Source organism: Enterococcus sp. NBRC 3427 (assembly GCF_007996925.1).
Lineage (GTDB): Bacteria > Bacillota > Bacilli > Lactobacillales > Enterococcaceae > Enterococcus_B > Enterococcus_B lactis.
This window is the reverse complement of sequence record NZ_BJLL01000002.1, coordinates 1-19,036: the sequence shown is the minus strand read 5'-3', so window position 1 is coordinate 19,036 and position 19,036 is coordinate 1. Positions and strand designations below refer to the sequence as shown.

The 19,036-nt window shown below is 38.7% G+C and carries 13 protein-coding genes; 7 read left to right on the top strand and 6 right to left on the bottom strand.

Going from position 1 to position 19,036, the window contains the following annotated elements; all coding sequences use genetic code 11:
* Nucleotides 1-18: 18 nt before the first annotated feature.
* Nucleotides 19-2,610, top strand: a complete 2,592-nt coding sequence (mprF, locus tag ESP02_RS00595) for a bifunctional lysylphosphatidylglycerol flippase/synthetase MprF (protein WP_146925967.1) — start codon at nt 19-21, stop codon at nt 2,608-2,610.
* A 189-nt stretch (nt 2,611-2,799) separates the two neighbouring features.
* Here the strand turns inward: mprF and tuf are convergent, their stop codons facing one another.
* Nucleotides 2,800-3,987: an elongation factor Tu gene (gene tuf, locus ESP02_RS00590; protein WP_002372233.1), complete on the bottom strand. Its 1,188-nt coding sequence runs from the start codon at nt 3,985-3,987 to the stop codon at nt 2,800-2,802.
* A 367-nt stretch (nt 3,988-4,354) separates the two neighbouring features.
* Between tuf and ESP02_RS00585 the strand changes: the two genes are divergently transcribed.
* Complete coding sequence (locus ESP02_RS00585; RefSeq protein WP_002372231.1) at nt 4,355-4,711, top strand: YxeA family protein; 357 nt, start codon at nt 4,355-4,357, stop codon at nt 4,709-4,711.
* 230 nt (nt 4,712-4,941) lie between these two features.
* On the opposite strand, the gene ESP02_RS00580 is transcribed toward ESP02_RS00585, so the two are convergent.
* Nucleotides 4,942-5,946 (bottom strand): nucleoid-associated protein, encoded by a 1,005-nt coding sequence (locus ESP02_RS00580; protein WP_002290131.1) that lies wholly within the window; start codon nt 5,944-5,946, stop codon nt 4,942-4,944.
* Between the two features lie 165 nt (nt 5,947-6,111).
* Between ESP02_RS00580 and ESP02_RS00575 the strand changes: the two genes are divergently transcribed.
* The 3 genes from ESP02_RS00575 to ESP02_RS00565 all read left to right on the top strand — a co-directional run bounded on the left by ESP02_RS00575 (nt 6,112) and on the right by ESP02_RS00565 (nt 8,115).
* Nucleotides 6,112-6,963, top strand: coding sequence for an aldo/keto reductase (locus ESP02_RS00575; RefSeq protein ID WP_002290130.1), 852 nt, complete (start codon nt 6,112-6,114; stop codon nt 6,961-6,963).
* A gap of 16 nt (nt 6,964-6,979) precedes the next feature.
* Entirely contained in the window at nt 6,980-7,225 is a 246-nt protein-coding gene (locus tag ESP02_RS00570; protein ID WP_002373013.1) for a hypothetical protein, read from the top strand.
* 185 nt (nt 7,226-7,410) lie between these two features.
* The gene (locus ESP02_RS00565; RefSeq protein ID WP_002373011.1) at nt 7,411-8,115 is read left to right on the top strand and encodes a hypothetical protein; all 705 of its coding nucleotides are present in this window, start codon (nt 7,411-7,413) and stop codon (nt 8,113-8,115) included.
* Between the two features lie 132 nt (nt 8,116-8,247).
* Here the strand turns inward: ESP02_RS00565 and ESP02_RS13405 are convergent, their stop codons facing one another.
* A complete protein-coding gene (locus tag ESP02_RS13405) occupies nt 8,248-9,618 on the bottom strand; it encodes a phosphatidylinositol-specific phospholipase C (RefSeq protein ID WP_002373010.1) in 1,371 nt (456 codons plus the stop codon).
* 154 nt (nt 9,619-9,772) lie between these two features.
* A complete protein-coding gene (locus ESP02_RS00555) occupies nt 9,773-12,214 on the bottom strand; it encodes a hydroxymethylglutaryl-CoA reductase, degradative (RefSeq protein ID WP_080283911.1) in 2,442 nt (813 codons plus the stop codon).
* A 184-nt stretch (nt 12,215-12,398) separates the two neighbouring features.
* Between ESP02_RS00555 and ESP02_RS00550 the strand changes: the two genes are divergently transcribed.
* Nucleotides 12,399-13,553, top strand: coding sequence for a hydroxymethylglutaryl-CoA synthase (locus tag ESP02_RS00550; protein ID WP_002373008.1), 1,155 nt, complete (start codon nt 12,399-12,401; stop codon nt 13,551-13,553).
* Nucleotides 13,554-13,575: 22 nt separating this feature from the next.
* Here the strand turns inward: ESP02_RS00550 and ESP02_RS00545 are convergent, their stop codons facing one another.
* Together ESP02_RS00545 and ESP02_RS00540 are read right to left on the bottom strand one after the other, a co-directional pair.
* Nucleotides 13,576-14,328, bottom strand: coding sequence for a class I SAM-dependent methyltransferase (locus tag ESP02_RS00545; RefSeq protein ID WP_025478362.1), 753 nt, complete (start codon nt 14,326-14,328; stop codon nt 13,576-13,578).
* Between the two features lie 175 nt (nt 14,329-14,503).
* Entirely contained in the window at nt 14,504-17,170 is a 2,667-nt protein-coding gene (locus tag ESP02_RS00540; RefSeq protein WP_002373005.1) for a cation-translocating P-type ATPase, read from the bottom strand.
* 341 nt (nt 17,171-17,511) lie between these two features.
* Between ESP02_RS00540 and cls the strand changes: the two genes are divergently transcribed.
* A complete protein-coding gene (gene cls, locus ESP02_RS00535) occupies nt 17,512-18,963 on the top strand; it encodes a cardiolipin synthase (protein WP_010732807.1) in 1,452 nt (483 codons plus the stop codon).
* The last annotated feature ends 73 nt before the right edge of the window (nt 18,964-19,036 follow it).

Genomic DNA, 19,036 nt, shown 5'->3' with positions numbered 1-19,036 from the left:
GAATAGAAGGTGATTTATTTGTTAAAAACTACCATACAATGGCTGAAAAACCATCTAGGACTGTTCAAAACAATCTTTTTGATTTCTGTCATTGTCATTATTGTCGGTGAATTGATGTCCATCGGTAAAACTCTATCTATCCAGCAATTAGGAGAAACGTTTGCCACTATACCTATTTGGAAAAGCGGACTTATGCTGTTGATTGGTCTTGTCTCTGTGTTACCTATGATTGGTTATGATATTATTTTGAATCGGATGCTTGAACAAAAGCAGAATCCTCGTTACTTGTTTGAGACAAGCTGGCTGATCAATACAATCAACAATATTGCCGGTTTCGGCGGGTTTGTCAGTGTGGGGCTTCGCTCTGAACTATATGGACAAAAGAAAGAGAGCAGAAACGTGATCCAGGCCTTATCGAAAGTTTTCTTGTTTTTGATGGCTGGACTTTCTATTTACAGTCTGCTTTCTTTTTTACTTGTAGTCTTCACGCCAGTTGCTCCTTTCTTGAAGCAATATTGGATATGGCTGATTGGCGGTGGTCTGTATTTCCCTGTTGTCTTTTTATTCACTACTTTCAAAAAGAAAGGATTCCTTGGTGGTACCTCACTTAAAACGCAAGGACAGCTCTTGCTTGTTTCATTATTGGAATGGTCTGGTGTCCTGTTCAGTTTTCTTTCTGTTGGTTACCTAATGGAAATCCGAATCGATCTGTGGCAAACGATTCCGTTATTCATTGCTGCTTCAGTGATAGGGATCGTGTCTATGATTCCTGGCGAGATCGGCAGTTTCGATGTGATGATGATTATCGGATTATCTGCTATTGGTGTGCCAAGAGAAACAGTCGTTGTGTGGATCTTGCTTTATCGTCTGTTCTACTACATCATTCCGTTTTTGATTGGAATCGTCTTTTTCTTCAAAAATATCGGTTCCACTTTTGATCAGCGTTATTCAGGTATCCCTAAGCAGTTAGCAACAGAAATCGCGCATAAAATCGTGGTTGTCCTCTTATACTTTTCTGGAATCATGTTGGTACTTTCTGCCACTATTCCGCAAGCTTTTACAGAGTTTCGCTGGCTTCATAGTTTGAACCCATTGAAATTCCATTTTATTATCCATTTTCCTAGTATATTATTAGGATTTCTTTTGATTGTTATGGGGAGAGGGATCGCTGCACGCGTAAAACGAGCCTATCTGCCTACAATTTTCTTGATCGCACTCGCTTTGTTTTATGTTTTATTAAGCGATTTTAGCTTCACACCGGTGATTTTCTTGTCTATTCTGCTTCTGATCATTCTTGCGTCCAAAAACGAACTGTTTCGGGAACAACTCATCTACTCATGGGAATGGCGTACGATCGACGGAATCATTATCGGTGCATTGACATTGCTTTATATTGTTATTGGTGTATACAATCTGCCTGATTTTCCACATCGGCGTCACCATTTTATTTCCTTTTTCTTATTCCCTTCTGAAAAGATTTGGTTTTCAGGGTTGTTGGCCATTATCGCCGTTAGTTTCATGATCGTTCTATTTGTCCATTTTCTTCAAGGAGAAAAGAAACAGATTGGCGAAGCCTTTAATGAAGAAAAGGCACTGAAGATCCTCACAACTTATGGAGGAAACTCCGACAGTCAATTGATCTTCTTAAAAGACAAGCGGATGTTTGCCTACGAAAAAGACGGTGAACCAACTGTGCTTCTCCAATTCGCTTGCTTCAATAATAAATGCATCGTAATGGGCGATCCTTCTGGTAAGAAAGAAGATTTTCCAGAAGCAATTGAAGCTTTCATCGAAGAGACAGACCGATTATGCTATTTACCTGTTTTCTACGAAACAAGCGAAGAGATCGTTATGATTTTGCATGAATTCGGCTATGACTTCATTAAAATGGGGGAAGAAGCTTATGTAGATCTGAATAGTTTTACAACATCAGGGAAAAAAATGAAGGGCACTCGGGCTGTCTTGAACCGGATTGAACGAGAAGGATTTACATTTGATGTCTTACAACCGCCGTTTTCTGCTGAGCAAATGAGTATTTTCAAAAATATTTCTGATAATTGGTTGGGTTCTCGAAAAGAAAAAGGTTTTTCTTTAGGCTTTTTCTCTGAAGATTATTTACAAAGAGCGCCTATTGCTGTAGTCAAAAATACTCAAGAAGAAATTGTCGCTTTTGCGACGATCATGCCTACTTACACGAACAACAAAGTAGGAACGATCGATTTGATGCGATATGATCCCGAAAAAGCCCCTTCCGGCAGTATGGATTTCTTGTTCCTGCATTTGTTTTCTTATATGAAAGAAGAACATATCCAATGGTTCAATTTAGGGATGGCACCTCTTTCAAATGTTGGAACTTCCAGAAAGAGTTTTTTACAGGAAAGAATTGCTTACTTGGTTTACGAGTTTGGCTCTCATTTTTATTCTTTCCATGGATTAAGAGAATACAAAAGCAAGTACGCTACGAACTGGGTCTCACGCTACACCCTATATTCGCGAGATAGTTGGATTGCATACGTTATGATTGCTTTGCTGATTATTGATAATGCGCCAGTTGAGCAGACACAAGGTAGAATAAGTGGTTTGAAAAAATGGATACGAAGAAAGTACTAAAAACTGTGTATTAGTAAGGAAACACTCACAGTATAAATAAAAGAGACTGAACCAAAGCGTGAGGTACGGCTCCTGCCATCTATTATTGTACAATTGAAGAACAAAAAAAGCGGACAAAACAGGATTTCTGTTTTGTCCGCTTTTTCATTTTAAACATTTTTCATTACCAAAATATTCGAATCACGTTTCTTATGCTTCGATTTCTGTAACGATACCTGAACCTACTGTACGGCCACCTTCACGAATCGAGAAGGTCGTTCCGTTTTCAACAGCGATTGGGTGGATCAAGTCAACATCAATCGTCACATTGTCACCAGGCATGACCATTTCTGTATCTTCTGGTAACGCGATTGTTCCAGTAACGTCAGTTGTACGGAAGTAGAATTGTGGGCGGTAGTTGTTAAAGAATGGTGTATGACGTCCACCTTCTTCTTTTGTCAACACGTACACTTCAGCTTTGAATTTTGTATGTGGAGTAATGGAACCTGGTTTAGCAAGTACTTGTCCACGTTCGATATCGTCACGTTGGATACCACGTAACAGTACGCCTACGTTATCCCCAGCTTCCCCGTAATCTAACGTTTTACGGAACATTTCTACACCTGTGACAACTGCTTTTTGTGTTTCAGGTTTGATCCCTACGATCTCTACTTCATCACCGACACGAACAGCACCGCGGTCAATACGACCTGAGGCAACAGTTCCTCGTCCTGTAATGGAGAAAACATCTTCCACTGGTAATAGTAATGGTTTATCTGTATCACGTTCTGGTGTTGGGATATATTCATCCACTGTATCCATCAGTTCCATAATAGCAGCTTCAGCATCTGGATCACCTTGCAATGCTTTTAATGCGGAACCTTTGATCACAGGAGTATCATCGCCTGGGAAACCATATTCACTCAATAACTCGCGAACTTCCATTTCTACCAAATCGATCAATTCTTCATCATCGACTAAATCTACTTTGTTCAAGAAAACAATTAGGTATTTTACACCAACTTGACGTGACAACAAAATGTGTTCACGTGTTTGAGGCATCGGACCATCAGTGGCAGAAACGACTAAGATGGCACCATCCATTTGTGCTGCCCCTGTAATCATGTTTTTCACATAGTCCGCGTGTCCTGGTGCATCGATATGCGCATAGTGGCGTTTTTCTGTTTCATATTCTACGTGTGCGGTATTGATCGTAATCCCACGTTCACGTTCTTCTGGAGCTGCATCAATACTAGCATAGTCTTGAGGATTTGCTAGGCCTTTTTTGCCTAATACTGTAGTGATCGCAGCAGTTAAAGTAGTTTTCCCATGGTCAACGTGTCCAATTGTACCAATGTTAACGTGTGGTTTACTTCTGTCGTAATGTTCTTTTGCCATAATTTACAAACCTCCTAAATAATATAGATCACTGAAGGATTTCAGCTCTCACTTTTTTATTATAGTCTTTTTTTGAATAAATCAAAAAGAATACGTCCGGCTTACTTTTTGTAAGATTCGAACTAAGCTTATTATACGTCAAACTTGGTCAAAGTCAACTAAGAGCACTCGCCTATCTTATACACGAAAAAAGTACCTTTTATAAATAAAAAATTGTGTTTTTTGAGAAAGACTTCAAGCTAGTCCTTAACTTTCTTTTGAAGCAATAAGAACAAAATGAGGAAAAGTTTAAAATTCAGCTGTCGCCAACAACTTTCAATAGACGAAATCTTCTATTTCGTTAATAATAAGAAGAGAGGTGAAGTACATGAAAAAATTAATTGGCGTACTTGTCGTTTTAGGCATCTTTCTCGGCGGAAGTTTTGCAGCTTATCATTATTTTTACGGGGGCGAAGCCTATTATACAAAAATTACGACAAATGGCGAAATGTCAGCTTACCGAACAGATAATGGAGAAAAATTTACGACTTATACCTACAAGCAAGCGGCTTATAACAAAGATGGAGAAAAAAAACAAGTGACGCTTCGCGAAGAGAGAGAACATCCATTAAAGATGAATGCGTATCTCCAACTCAAAGTCAATCCTCGTAAAGGTGTATTAAGCTGGGAAGAAATAAAGGCTTCTGAAGTCCCTAAAAATGCGGCAGAAAAAATCGATCAATAATCAATGGTCTTAAAATTTTATTAGATAAAAAGAGGCTGGGACAGAAGCGTTTATTTCCGAAGGAGTTGCTTCTGCTTCCGCCGTTTATACGTGTTTAGAGCGTGAGACAAAAGTGTTCTTTACTTTTGTCCCACGCTCTTTTTTTGTTATATTCGTCTTTTCAGATCCTTCTCATGGACCATTCATTCAACTAAACATCGGTAGTTGAACATCTAATATTCCAGTCACTTTTATAAACGATTCAATACTTCATCCACATTTTTGATCATCACAGATATCGTACCATCCGGATTATTCACAAATTCAATCAAATCTGGGTTGCGATATACATCAACTGGTACAATCAGTTCGATTCCGTTTGATAGTTTAAATTTTTGTTTTCCAAATTTTTTCTCAGAAATTTCTTGTACTTCTTTTACAGGGGGTGCTTCTGGGACAAACCCTTGCTCCTGTACTTCTTCTTTAAAAGCCAGTTTTGCCGTAATGTTTTCCTTGAAGACTTTTTCTGCGATCATCTCATGATCCAACCGTCCTTTTTCTTCTATCGTATCATAGACAGCTTCTTTTAAATCAGCCATGATATCAAATTCTTCTGTCTCGAATTTTTTTCCGAGATGCTTGGCTACTTTTTGTATCACTTTTACATTTTCTTCTAAAGAAGGTGCAGGAACACTTTCGATCACTCTTCCAGAAAAATAAAGCTCTTTTTTACCAGAAAACTCATATTTTTTTTCAATCAATTCGTAGGTCCAATCGGACAAGTTCACTGCGAAGGCTTCATCTGCTTTTTGTGTTTTCGCGCCTAGTATTGCTCGGTTCAAAATCAAACGGTTGTCAATCCCTACTTCGTCTGCTTCAACAAAATGCGTATAAGCCTCACGATAATTGACTTTCAATAAAGATAGGTACATCACTGTATCTAATTCATACAAAACAACAAATACATCTGCACTTGGCGCCTCTTCACTTTCTTGGTAAATATCGAACCATCGCTGAACGATTGCTTCACTTGCTTCCACAAAATTTTCTTGAGCGATTTTAAGTGATTCAACGATCATGCTTTCTTCTGCCAATTGTCCAGTTTTCGTTTGGGCAGAAGAGATTTTTTGGATTTTCTTTTGAAGAAAATCACGAATATATTCTTTTGTCAGATCCAGCTCTTTTTGCGAAAAGACCGGCGAACCCGTTTCTCTGTCAATAATATGCAGAATTGCTTTTTTTAAATAGATATCCATTTCCTCATTCCCTTCTGTCCTAGTTTACGGAAAAAAAATCAAAAATGCCAGAATCAAAATCATTTTCTTTTAAACAAAAATTTCAATAGTAGAAACAAAATGGATTCTTTTTTTTGGAAAATGCGCTAAACTTATAGATGAACGAATAAAAAAGGAGCTGAAAGTATGAATTCATTAACAAGCACGTATCGTCTATCGAATGGTTACGAAATTCCAGTAGTAGGATTCGGCACATGGCAAACACCTGACGGGGATGTCGCTGTTTCCTCTGTTAAAGAAGCACTGGCTGCAGGTTATCGCCATATCGATACTGCCCAAGGATACAAGAATGAAGAAAGTGTCGGCCAAGCCATTAAAGAAAGTGGCATTCCTAGAGAAGAGATCTTCCTAACAACAAAGTTATGGAATGCCAATCACAGTTATGAACTTGTGATGTCTTCTTTTGAGGAATCATTAAAGAAACTACAAACAGATTATGTAGATTTGTTCTTGATTCACTGGCCAAATCCAGTTGCTTTTCGTGATAATTGGGAACAAGCAAACGCAGATACATGGCGGGCATTTGAAGAACTGTATGAAGCAGGTAAAATCAAAGCAATTGGTGTCAGCAATTTCTTGCCCCACCATCTAGATACACTTGCTAAAACAGCAAAAATCATGCCAATGGTCAATCAAGTTTTCCTTGCACCAGGTGAATTACAGCCAGCTGTAGTTGAGTATGCAAAAAAACATGAGATGATCCTTGAAGCATACAGCCCATTAGGCACTGGTAAAATCTTCGATGTACCTGAAATGAAACAAATCGCTGAAGCGCATGACAAGACGATCGCACAAGTTGCTTTACGTTGGTCATTGCAACACGGATTTCTTCCTCTTCCTAAGTCAGTCACACCAAGCAGAATCAAAGAAAATACTGAACTGTTTGATTTTGAATTGACAGAAGAAGAAATGAAACAAATTGATCAGTTAGATGGTGTAGTTGGTAAAGCAAAAGACCCAGATACTACCCAATTCTAAGTCGAAAGGTGATTTTATGGATCCAATCGAACGCTTGAATTCTCTCTCGGAAGACGTCATTCAGACTTTTCATTCCGATTTTGTCTTTTTGATCGATGCAGAGAAGATCCAACATTTTCCTGCAAGAAACTGGACACATGATCAAATTATCGAGGAACTGAAAAAACGGTTCGATCATTCACTAATGGTCACAACTTGGCACGAACATGAAGTCATTTATTCACCTGAGGTACCTGTTTTTGCCTTGATACCAAAAAAATAAAAAGATTGGAACAGGTTATGTGAATAGATAACCTGTTCCTTTTTTTTATTTTTCTTTCAAAAAATGGAAAAATAAGCAAATTTTTCTGTTGTAATTTGCGTATACGCAAGTTTTTTTGCATTACTCCTTTTCATTTGGCTTTTTTTTTCTTATAATCGAAAGGGTATGAGCGAAGGAGAGAACATATGAAGAAAAAACAGAAACAAAAATTATTAAATCAATTCCGTCCTTCATTGGATGGTGTAAGAGGACAGTTATTCCGTTCTCTAGAAGATGAAAGCTTGAGACGTTATGGTTTGCCATTACAAGTCATGCTTGATCCCAAAAACCGTCAAATCTTAACGATCGGATTAGCTGGAAAAACAAATGAAGATACACGAATCAACGTGCCTATCGATGATAATTTCAATACTGTATTAAAGCGGATCCGTTCGGGAGAAAACGGTATTTTCGAACGATTCCGTGACAATCTTCTTATTGAGATCGTATCTTACTGGAATGATCAACGATTGAAAAACGATGAACCAACTGCACAAGCCGTTGCAACACCAGTGACAGAAGAAACAGTCAGTGTGCCAGAAGAAAAAGTGGAAGAACCAAAAGCGGACACAACTGAAAATACACGCTCAACTGATACGAATGCCGCTTTAAGTTTTGCTGATTTTTCAAAAGCCGTTGCTGAGTATCCTAAATTTTACACAGAACAAAATGAACAAGAAGTAGTTATTTATGAAAAAAATGCTGATGAACCTCGTAAGTTAGCAACCATTTCTATGACTGTTGAAAATGAGTTTGTCATCGAAAAAGCACTTGAACGAAAATACAAAGTCAAATTGACTCTGATTCCTTTAATTGAACAATTTGCAGCGACAGCGATTGCCGATAGATAAAAATTCTATTTGTCACAAAAGGCTGGAATCTTTGATTCCAGCCTTTTTAGTCATATAATAAATAGTTAATATTAAAAGTATATATCCGAATATAACAATAGATTCGTGCTTTTTTCAATTTGTTTTTCTTGTCTATTGCATGTCCTCTCTGTGAATGACAAAGCGTTGTCTTTGCGCATGTTCCAAAGGACGTATACGTAAAGGACGATTATCTAAATATATGTCGTTTAGCACAGTTAAGACTCGTTGGCTCCGAACACTTTGTAGATAATAAACATCCCCATTTACATGCTCTTCCCTAGCTGGTATCAATCGCCATCTTGCCCGAGTCAAGAAACCACCGATCATCTCTACCTCACGAGATGAGATATCTTCTGCTAGAAGATATCTTGGATTTGCCAGACTTCTTAGGATATATGATCTTGTCTGTTCATCATATTCGAAAATCCATTTTTGATTTGAATGACCTCGGTTGCTAAATATGATCCCAGTATTGTTACTCTGATTCCAGTCTACTACTCTCCAAACATCTGCTTGACATTGAATAGAAGCGATATAGCCATGGTATTTACCTCTGCTTTCAGTATTTTTTAATAAACGATGATTGATGTCAATAATCGCATTGACGAGCTTCTCGCTTGGGTAATCGCTAGGAACGATCCCTACGTGTCTGATATTTCTATGTAATATACGACGATAGGTAAAAGGATTGGTTACTGCTGCATACCCCTGTACGCCGCTCCAAAATCCGTTTGCACTTAAAAAATTGATATATTTAACGCCATTCGTCCCTCTACTTTGATTTGCTCTATCAATTTGTTGCTCGACAGCCCATCGTTTATCATTTGGATTCACTGGATCCCAATAGTCTTGTATATTAAAACTTGACGGATAAGGGATTCCGACATTATTTCCTAAGAAATTACGAAAAATGACGATTTTTCCTCGTGTCTCGCTAAGAGTCGGATTAGCGTTTCCATAATAAAAGTAATCTCTCCAGCGACTATCTTGTAAATATCGTGTATTAAGAATATGGTTGAATGTATGGTCATTTACACTACTGTATTCTTGTTTTAATCTCATATAGACTACTTCTTCAGGATTGTCACGAAGAAAGGCCACTGTCTTATTAAGTACATCACCGAAATTTTGATTTAGGTAATACGCACCATGATGCATCGTAAAAACATCATCAATGGCACGTGCGCGTATATCTAAAAAACGAATCCCGTTGTCAAGCTGCCTGCGAATATCGATACTTTGTGTTCTCACATAACCACTGAATCCTCCTCTATAAGTTGCTGTCGCTGAATTGTGTGTCCCTGGAATAGACAATTCTGATAGACGTACATCATCTCTTAACTGACTCATCCAATTCCGATTATATGTACGAGCTGTCCAAGATTCGGTGTTCATATCGGCATAAGAGATTGGGGCTTTATAACCTAGTAAAAACAACCCAAAACAGATGCTCAGTAGTGCGGTAATTTTTTTCTTATTCATAAGTTCTCCATTCTTTTTTATTTTGTGCGCACACTTAATTATAGCTAGAAAAACATTCTAACAATGAACACATTTTTCTCATAAAAGAAAAAAAGCAAGATCTGCAGTAACTAAAATAACTGCAAATCTTGCTTTATTCCTCTAAAGATATTTTTTATTTTTCCCGGATTTTATCCAATAGCTGTATAGCTGTCTGCTGATTCATCTTTTCTGCTTCACGTAATTTTTGCGCAACTTGCTCGATTTCCTCACCAACTGCCCCAATTGAGATTGCTAATGAACGAGCTTGAAGCCCCATGTGTCCTTTTTGGATTCCTTCTGTAACTAATGCTCGCAAAGCAGCAAGATTTTGAGCTAACCCTACAGCAGCCATTACTTGTGCTAGTTCCTTGGCTGAATCAACATCTAGCATAGCCAAGGATACTTTAGCTTTTGGCAAGATATTAGAAGCTCCGCCTACTGTAGCCACAGCCAAAGGCACCGTTAACTTCCCAACTAGTTTATTTTCTTTAATCTGCCAGTCTGTCAATCCTTGGTATAATCCGTTTCTTGCCGCATAGGCATGGATCGAAGCACTTACCGCACGTGTATCATTTCCTGTAGCTGCTACTACAGCTTCTATACCATTCATGATTCCTTTATTATGCGTCGCTGCACGATACGGATCCAGCTTCGCATACTCCCCTGCTTGCTGGATTTTTTTAGCGATTTGTTCACCAATTTCTTTACTTCTTCCTAAGCGTTCAAAGGGGATTTCACAACAAGCAGAAGCCAACGATTCTGTAGCAAAATTACTTAAAATACTGAATAGAATCTCTTCCTCAGGGAACCATTCCCGTAATTTGTTTGCTACACTCTCAAGGATCGAGTTGATCATGTTGGCCCCCATTGCATCTTTTACATCCACTAAAAAATCAATAGATAGGTAGGCATGGAAACTTCCCATAAATTCCCGTGTAGAGATATCTTGAACACCACCCCCGCGTTTCACGATGGAAGGATAGCTTTCATTTGCACAAAGAATCAGTTCTTCTTTTCGATGATTCACTGCATCGATCACTGCTTGATACTCCGATTTTCCTGATAGAACGATTTGTCCGCGCATCAGCCGTTGAGGTGTTTCTGCACAGATATTTCCACAGATTTTTGCGCCATTGCTTGCAGCTGCAATAACAGATGGTTCTTCTGTTGCCATCGGGATCCATTTTTTCTTACCATTGATTTGGAAATTTTGCGCAATGCCCATTGGGATTTCCACTTCGCTCACTTGGTTTTCAATCATGTGATCTGAGCGCTCTTCAGAAAGTGTTTGTTCCTCAAAAATCAGTGCATTTTCCTGTGTCAATACACCTTTTTCGACTAATTGACTGCGCCGTTCAGATGGCGTGAGCTGATAGAACTTTTTTTTTTGCAAATCCTCACGTGTTTGCTCCGTATTCGCTTCTAGCAAGACTGCCAAGCCTAAACCTCCGCCAACACATAATGAAGCAATCCCGTATCTTTTCTGCTCACGAAGCAATCCGTGGGATAACGTGGTCAAAATACGCGCACCGCTTGCCCCAATTGGATGTCCTAATGCGATTGCTCCTCCATAGATATTGATCTTTTCTTCATCTAACTTTAGTTCTCGATTGACCACGATAGATGAAGCCGCAAATGCTTCATTGATTTCAAAAAGATCGATCGTTGGTAAAGCTATTCCTGCTTTATCTGTCAATTTTTGAATAGCTGTGATTGGAGAAATTCCCATGATGCTTGGATCAATACCAACTTCCGCTACTTCTTTGATGATTGCCAAATAAGGCAGATTATTATTCTCTGCGTATTCTTTGGATGCAAGGATCACCACTGAGGCACCGTCATTCAATGGAGAAGCATTGCCTGCTGTTACTGTTCCTTCTTCCGAGAATACTGTACGTAATGTACCCAATTTTTCCAATGTACTATTTCCACGAACTGCTTCATCCTCAGATAACACGTCTTCAGCAGAAATCTTGACCGGAATAATCTCCTCAGCAAATACGCCAGCTTCAACAGCTTGAGCTGCTTTCAACTGAGATGCCAAGGCATAACGATCCTGCTCTTCTCTGCTCACAGAAAATTGAGTTGCCACATTCTCTGCGGTTAATCCCATATGTGCATTTGAAAATGCGTCAGTCAATCCGTCATTGACCATACTGGAAATTGGTTCGCCATATTCATTTGTTTCTGACTGATAGGGTTTCAGCATAGGTGCTTGAGACATACTCTCTGTTCCGCCGGCTACCACAAGCTCTGCTTCACCTAATTGGATCAGCTGGCGTGCTAAAATCACTGCTTTCATACCAGATCCACAAACTTCATTGATTGTCATTGCAGGGACATCCACTGGGATACCGCTGTTCAAAGCAATTTGTCTAGCAACATTTTGACCATTACCAGCCTGCAGGACATTCCCGAATATTACTTGATCTATTTTATCTTTTTTCAGTTTTGTTTTATCTAATAATTCTTTGGTCACAAGTGTGCCTAATTCAACTGCAGTAAATGAACTTAAACTTCCGCGATACTTTCCTATTGGCGTTCTTGCAGCATCTATCATTACGACTTCTTTCAAGTAAGCCACCTCCTACAAAAATATACCATTCTTTGCTATAAAAACAAATAGCTCTTGTTCCAGTTGTTTTTTTCTAAGATTAAATTTTAACAATCCTTAAATATTCGCTTTTTTATATTTCTTTTAATCTTTTTATGATACTTTAGTAAAGTAAGTTTTTTATCATGAGTAAAGAGGTGTTGAAATGAAAATAGGGATTGATCGTCTTTCCTTTTTTATTCCTAATTTATATTTAGATATGACAGAATTAGCAGAAAGCCGTGGAGATGACCCTGCAAAATATCATATCGGTATTGGTCAAGACCAAATGGCAGTCAATCGTGCGAATGAAGATATCATTACACTAGGGGCAAATGCTGCCAGCAAGATCGTGACAGAAAAAGACCGTGAGCGAATCGACATGGTCATCGTCGGAACAGAATCCGGGATTGACCATTCAAAAGCGAGTGCGGTAATTATCCACCATTTACTAAAAATCCAATCTTTTGCTCGTTCTTTTGAAGTAAAAGAAGCTTGCTACGGTGGCACCGCAGCTTTGCACATGGCAAAAGAATATGTCAAAAATCATCCAGAACGAAAAGTACTAGTCATAGCAAGTGATATTGCTCGTTACGGCTTGGCAAGCGGGGGTGAAGTGACGCAAGGTGTCGGTGCTGTTGCGATGATGATCACTCAAAATCCGCGTATTTTATCGATTGAAGACGACAGCGTATTTCTGACAGAAGATATCTATGATTTCTGGCGTCCAGATTACAGTGAATTTCCTGTTGTCGATGGACCTTTATCTAATTCTACGTATATTGAATCGTTCCAAAAAGTTTGGAATCGACATAAAGAATTATCGGGTCGAGGACTTGAAGATTATCAAGCGATTGCTTTCCATATCCCATATACGAAGATGGGAAAAAAGGCATTGCAAAGCGTATTAGACCAAACAGATGAAGGAAATCAAGAACGGCTACTGGCTCGCTATGAAGAAAGTATTCGTTACAGCCGACGAATCGGTAATCTTTACACTGGTTCATTATACCTTGGACTAACTTCTCTACTGGAAAATTCGAAATCATTACAGCCAGGAGACCGCATTGGTTTATTCAGCTACGGTTCTGGTGCAGTAAGTGAATTTTTTACAGGTTATCTGGAGGAAAACTATCAAGAATATCTCTTCGCACAATCTCATCAAGAGATGCTGGATTCTCGAAAACGAATCTCTGTTGACGAATATGAAACGATTTTCAGCGAATCGCTTCCTGAACATGGAGAAAGCGCAGAATATACATCAGACGTACCTTTCTCGATTACAAAAATTGAAAATGATATTCGTTATTACAAAATATAATAAACGCATAAAAAAGATCCCTTCACGAAATGTGGGGGGATCTTTTTTTGTCCTTGGACCAGAGAAGCAGTCGATAGGTCAACCTAGTCGTACTGATGATTTCTTGTTTTTCACTGAATAGTTTGCGAATATATCTAGTCACAACAGGATCTTTTGCGTACTCTTCATAGTACATCTTCATCCACTCTTCAGTAATTGATTCCTGTGCAAAATAAGTAAAATCTTTTTTCTGTACTTTGAATCCTTTATCAATTAAATATGATTCAAATTGATCCATGATAAATGGGGTTGTATTAGGATCTTCTTCTATCATTCCTAGCTGCTTTTCGATAGGATAAAAAACATCATCGATTGATTCCACTACTCTGATGATCACGCACCATTTGCTTGACTTTTTCATCAGTTTTTCTAATTGATTGGGATGTGTCAAAGCTGGGTTTGCTGCTGTAAAAACCACTTCATATGTCTCACTGGATTGGATAAATTCTTCTAATGATCGTTTGATAAAGGAAACATTTGATAAGTCAATTTTTTCTGCTTCTTTTTTTGCATTTGCTAACATTCCTGAAGAAAAATCAATCAAATCGTAGTGATTAACTTCTTTTGCTAAAGAAAGAAATCTACCAGATCCTCCGGCAACGTCTGCTACTATTTCAGCAGGCAGGACTTTCTCCGACTTCAGATATTCTCTTACATCTTCTGCAATAGTTGTTTGTGATTCTTGCTGGATTTCATAATATTCTTCCGCAAAATCATCCCATTCTTTTTCATTCATTTGAATCCCTCTTACTTTTTGATTTTTGTTAGATATTTTCACTTTTCGGAATAAATCATTCTCCTCTTTTATCTATTATATCTCTTTTGATGAATAAAAAAATGTTTTGCTTTCCGTCTATTATAAATAAAAAGAGGCTGTGACAAAAGATGTGTCACAACCTCCTTGATTCGTTTTATTTATTTCCTTGTACTCGTACAATGATCAATTTCGTGATTTCCATCAAGATGATTGTCACAAGGGCGATTCCCATACATGTAAAGACTTCTGTCAATCCAAATGCTGATGGGATAGAGAAGACTTCTTTCAGTCCTGGGATCATTGTTAAGCAGTAAAGCGCGCTACATACAACTACAGCTAGTAAGACACTTCTGTTAGAGAAGAACCCTGCTTGGATAGCTGTTTGTGTATTTGAACGTGCTGGGAATGTTTGCAATGTCCGACACCAAATCAATGTTGAAAATGACATAGCTACACCGAATTCAGGTGAATGTTGCATGCCAAGCCATTGAGCGAAGATAACAGCAATCCCAATCAGCACACCACGATACGTTACAGAAATCAATGTTTTGTCCGTAAAGATTCCTGAATTTGGATCTCTTGGCGGACGGTTCATCGTAGCGGGTTCTGCTTTTTCTGTACCTAATGCAATCGCTGGCAGTGAGTCATTGACTAAATTGATGAACAGCAGTTGTAATGCTGTAAATGGATTGGACCAGTCAGCAACTAAGGCAAAGATGATTGCAATGATCGCACCTAAGTTTCCGGCAAATAGATAAGAAATAGCTTTCTTGATATTATCAAACACGTTACGTCCTACTTCTACTGCGCTGACAATAGAAGCAAAGTTGTCATCCGTCAATACCATCGCTGCTGCATCTTTTGCCACATCTGTACCAGTTCCCATAGCAATCCCGATGTCTGCTTGTTTCAATGCTGGTGCATCATTTACACCATCACCTGTCATAGCGGAGATATGACCTTTATTTTGCCAAGCACGAACGATACGGATTTTATTTTCAGGAGAAACACGTGCATAAACCGTCACTTTTTCTAAAACTTCGTTTAGTTGATCTTCTGTTAATTCATCTAATTCCGTTCCAGTCAGAGCTAAGTTTCCTTCTTCAAAAATCCCGATTTGTTTTGCGATAGCAACAGCTGTTGTTTTGTGGTCACCGGTAATCATGATCGTTTTGATTCCTGCACTTCTTGCTTCTGTCACCGCTTGAGTGACTTCAGCACGTGGAGGATCGATCATAGCAAGCAAACCAACAAGGATCAAATCATCTTCATCTTCAAATGATAAATCAAAATTATCAAGTGGACGGTAAGCAAAAGCTAGTACACGTAATGCTCGTGTTGAAAAAGCTTCATTTTGCTCTTGGAATTTTTTCATCAATTCATCCGTCATCGGAACAACTTCGCCATTCAGTAATACTTTTTTACTGCGTTGGAAGACGATATCTGGTCCACCTTTGACAAATAAGTAATTTTCGTTATCGATCGTGTGTCCAGTAGACATCAATTTTCGATCTGAGTCAAAAGGAAGTTCTGCTTGTCTTGGGTAGTTGTTTCGAATTTCCTGATAAGGCTGGTTTAGTTTTTCACTAAAATCGATAAACGCTACTTCCGTAGGATCGCCCAATTTAGTACCGTCTTCACTGATCGATGCATCATTCGCTAAGACACTGATTTCAATCAAACGACGTTCGTCAGCTGTCCACTTCGAAGGATCATTTGTGAAATCTCCAGTATCGCCATTCCCTAAAAAGTAGTCAACAACTGTCATTTTGTTTTGTGTCAATGTACCAGTTTTATCTGTACAGATGATACTTGTCGAGCCAAGTGTCTCAACTGCTGGAAGTTTTCGGATAATGGCATGACGTTTCGCCATTTTGTTCGTTCCCAAAGATAACACGATTGTTACGATAGACTGTAATGCTTCTGGAATAGCAGCTACGGCTACAGCTACGGCAAACATCACTGCGCTGACGATATCTGCAGTCATATCTCCTGTACCTTCTCCAAGATAAATACGGAACAATTGGATACCTAAAATCAGTAGAGATAATGCCAAAATAGCCAGACTTAGTTTTTTACTGAATTTATCCAGACCTCGTTGTAACGGAGTGACTTGCTCAGTTGTTGATTCCAAAAGACCAGCAACTTGTCCGATCTCCGTATTGTTCCCAGTTGAAGTCACTAAGAATTTACCGCGTCCGTAAGTTACGATCGTTCCACTGAATACCATATTCGTACGATCACCGACTGGAACAGTACTTGTGATATCCATTACTTCTTTTTCTGCGGAAGTCGACTCTCCTGTCAGCATGCCTTCATCTACTTTTAATGAACCCGCATCTAGTAAACGTCCATCAGCAGGTACATAATCGCCTGCGTCTAACAACACGATATCCCCTACGACAAGTTCGTTTGCCGGAATCGTTTTTTCTTTACCGTCACGAATCACTCGAGCATCAGGTGCTGAAAGATTTTTCAATGCCTCTAAAGAACCTTCTGCTTTTTTTGTTTGGACAACACTGATGATAGAATTCAACATCAACACTGCAAAAATAACTAAGAATTCAATGTAGTCTCCCATGACCATCTGAATCAGTGCGACAATCAGCAATACGATAACCATTGCATCTTTGAAGGTTTCTAAGAACAATTTCCAAGTTGGCTTCTTCGGCTTTTCTTTTAGCTGGTTCAAGCCATCTCTTTCTAATTTTTCCTTCGCTTGCGTGGTGCTCAATCCATCGGTTGAGCTCTGCGTTTGCTGCATCAACGAGTCGATCGTTTCTTTATAGACCGCTTGTTGTGCTTGTTCCTTGTTTTCCAAATTTCATCCCCCATTTTTTGATCTCGGTCCTAGTCCTGTCTGAAAAAAAAGAGACCTAAGACAAATGCGCATTTGTCTTAGGTCTCACCATTTCATACAATACCAGAAAACCATTTGGTTAACTTACTGTTGATATTATCGCAACAAAATGTTGCCGGTTACTCCCCTAAGGAGATATTCAACTGTACTAATATCCTACCTTATTAAACTACAAAAAGCAACTATTTTAGCCCGATTTACCTACATTTTCATGAAAAGAGTGAAAAGTATATTCACCTTGGTAGGCTTCTTTCTTCTATCATGCTATACTAATGTTATTGTATGTAAGGAGGAACATTTTTGTGGTATCTAGTATTATAACCGCCCTTTATCTATTGAATGCACTTATTGCTTTAGTGGCTATCTTGATCAAACCCCGAGATGTAGCAGCTATTTGGGCATGGCTCTTAGTATTGTTTGCCCTTCCTGGGGTGGGTTTTGTATTATATTTATTTTTCGGACGTGGATTAACGGATAAGAAAAAATTCTATCTCCGACAAAGTGACTTGAAAGAATTAGAAAACTTTCAGTCTTTTAGAGGAGATACCATTGAACATTACGATCCTGACATGGGCGACAAAGACAAACAACAATTTGTCGACTTCTTCTCTTCATTAAATCGTATGCCGCTGACAAGAATGAATTCTGTCACTCTTCTCACAGACGGACAAAAGAAATTAGATTCACTGCTTCAAGATCTAAAAAAAGCCAAACATTCGATCCATATTGAATATTACGCATTTGTGACAGATAATATCGGTCAGCAAGTCTTACGCGTTTTAGAAGAAAAAGCCGCAGAAGGCGTAGAAGTTCGTATATTATATGATGCATTTGGCTCCCACGGCACAAAAGCAAAAGATTTCAATCGTCTAATCAAAAATGGTGGACATGTCCATACATTTGTTACCTCGCAAAAAGCATTGCTTCGTTTCCGATTGAATTACCATGATCACCGAAAAATCGTTGTGATCGATGGAAAGATCAGTTACACCGGTGGTTTCAATATTGCTGATCAATATGTAAATACGACAAAAAAATTCGGTTATTGGCGTGATACGCATATACGGATTTTCGGTGCCGCTTCTTCTTTGCTTCAACTTCGTTTTTTAACAGACTGGAACGTTTCAGTGCCTGAACAAAAAAAGGTCGGCTATCATTTGAATTATTTCTTTAAAAAAGCCGATCGAGACGAATCCAAACTTGCTGATACGTCCATCCAGCTTGTCTCAAGCGGACCAAATAACGAACGAGAACAAATCAAGCTTTCGTTTATCAAATTGATTACTTCTGCTAAAAAACGTGTTTGGATACAGACACCTTACCTCGTTCCTGATGAAAGTGTCATTGCTGCTTTGAAGATCGCAACTGCTTCTGGTGTCGATGTGAAAATCATGATCCCCAATAAACCGGATCATCCTTTTATTTATCGAGCAACACAATATTATGCTCGTCAGCTCATCAAGGAAAATGTACAGATCCTTGTCTATGAGAATGGCTTCCTCCATGCAAAAACATTGATAATGGATGATGAAATCTGCATGGTAGGTTCAGCAAATCAAGATATTCGTAGCTACCGATTGAATTTTGAAACAAGTGCTGTCATCTACGATCCTGAGTTTTTAGAAGAACTTGCTACTCAGTTCAAAGAAGATGAGACACATTGTTCACCAATGACGACTGAAACAGTGAAGGAAATGTCTAACTGGCTGTTATTCAAACAACAAATTTCTCGATTGTTTTCTCCAATCTTATAATTTTTCCATTCAAGTAAAGAAAAGAGGCTGTGACAAAACGTGTCACAACCTCTTTTTCCGAATAAATGGTGTT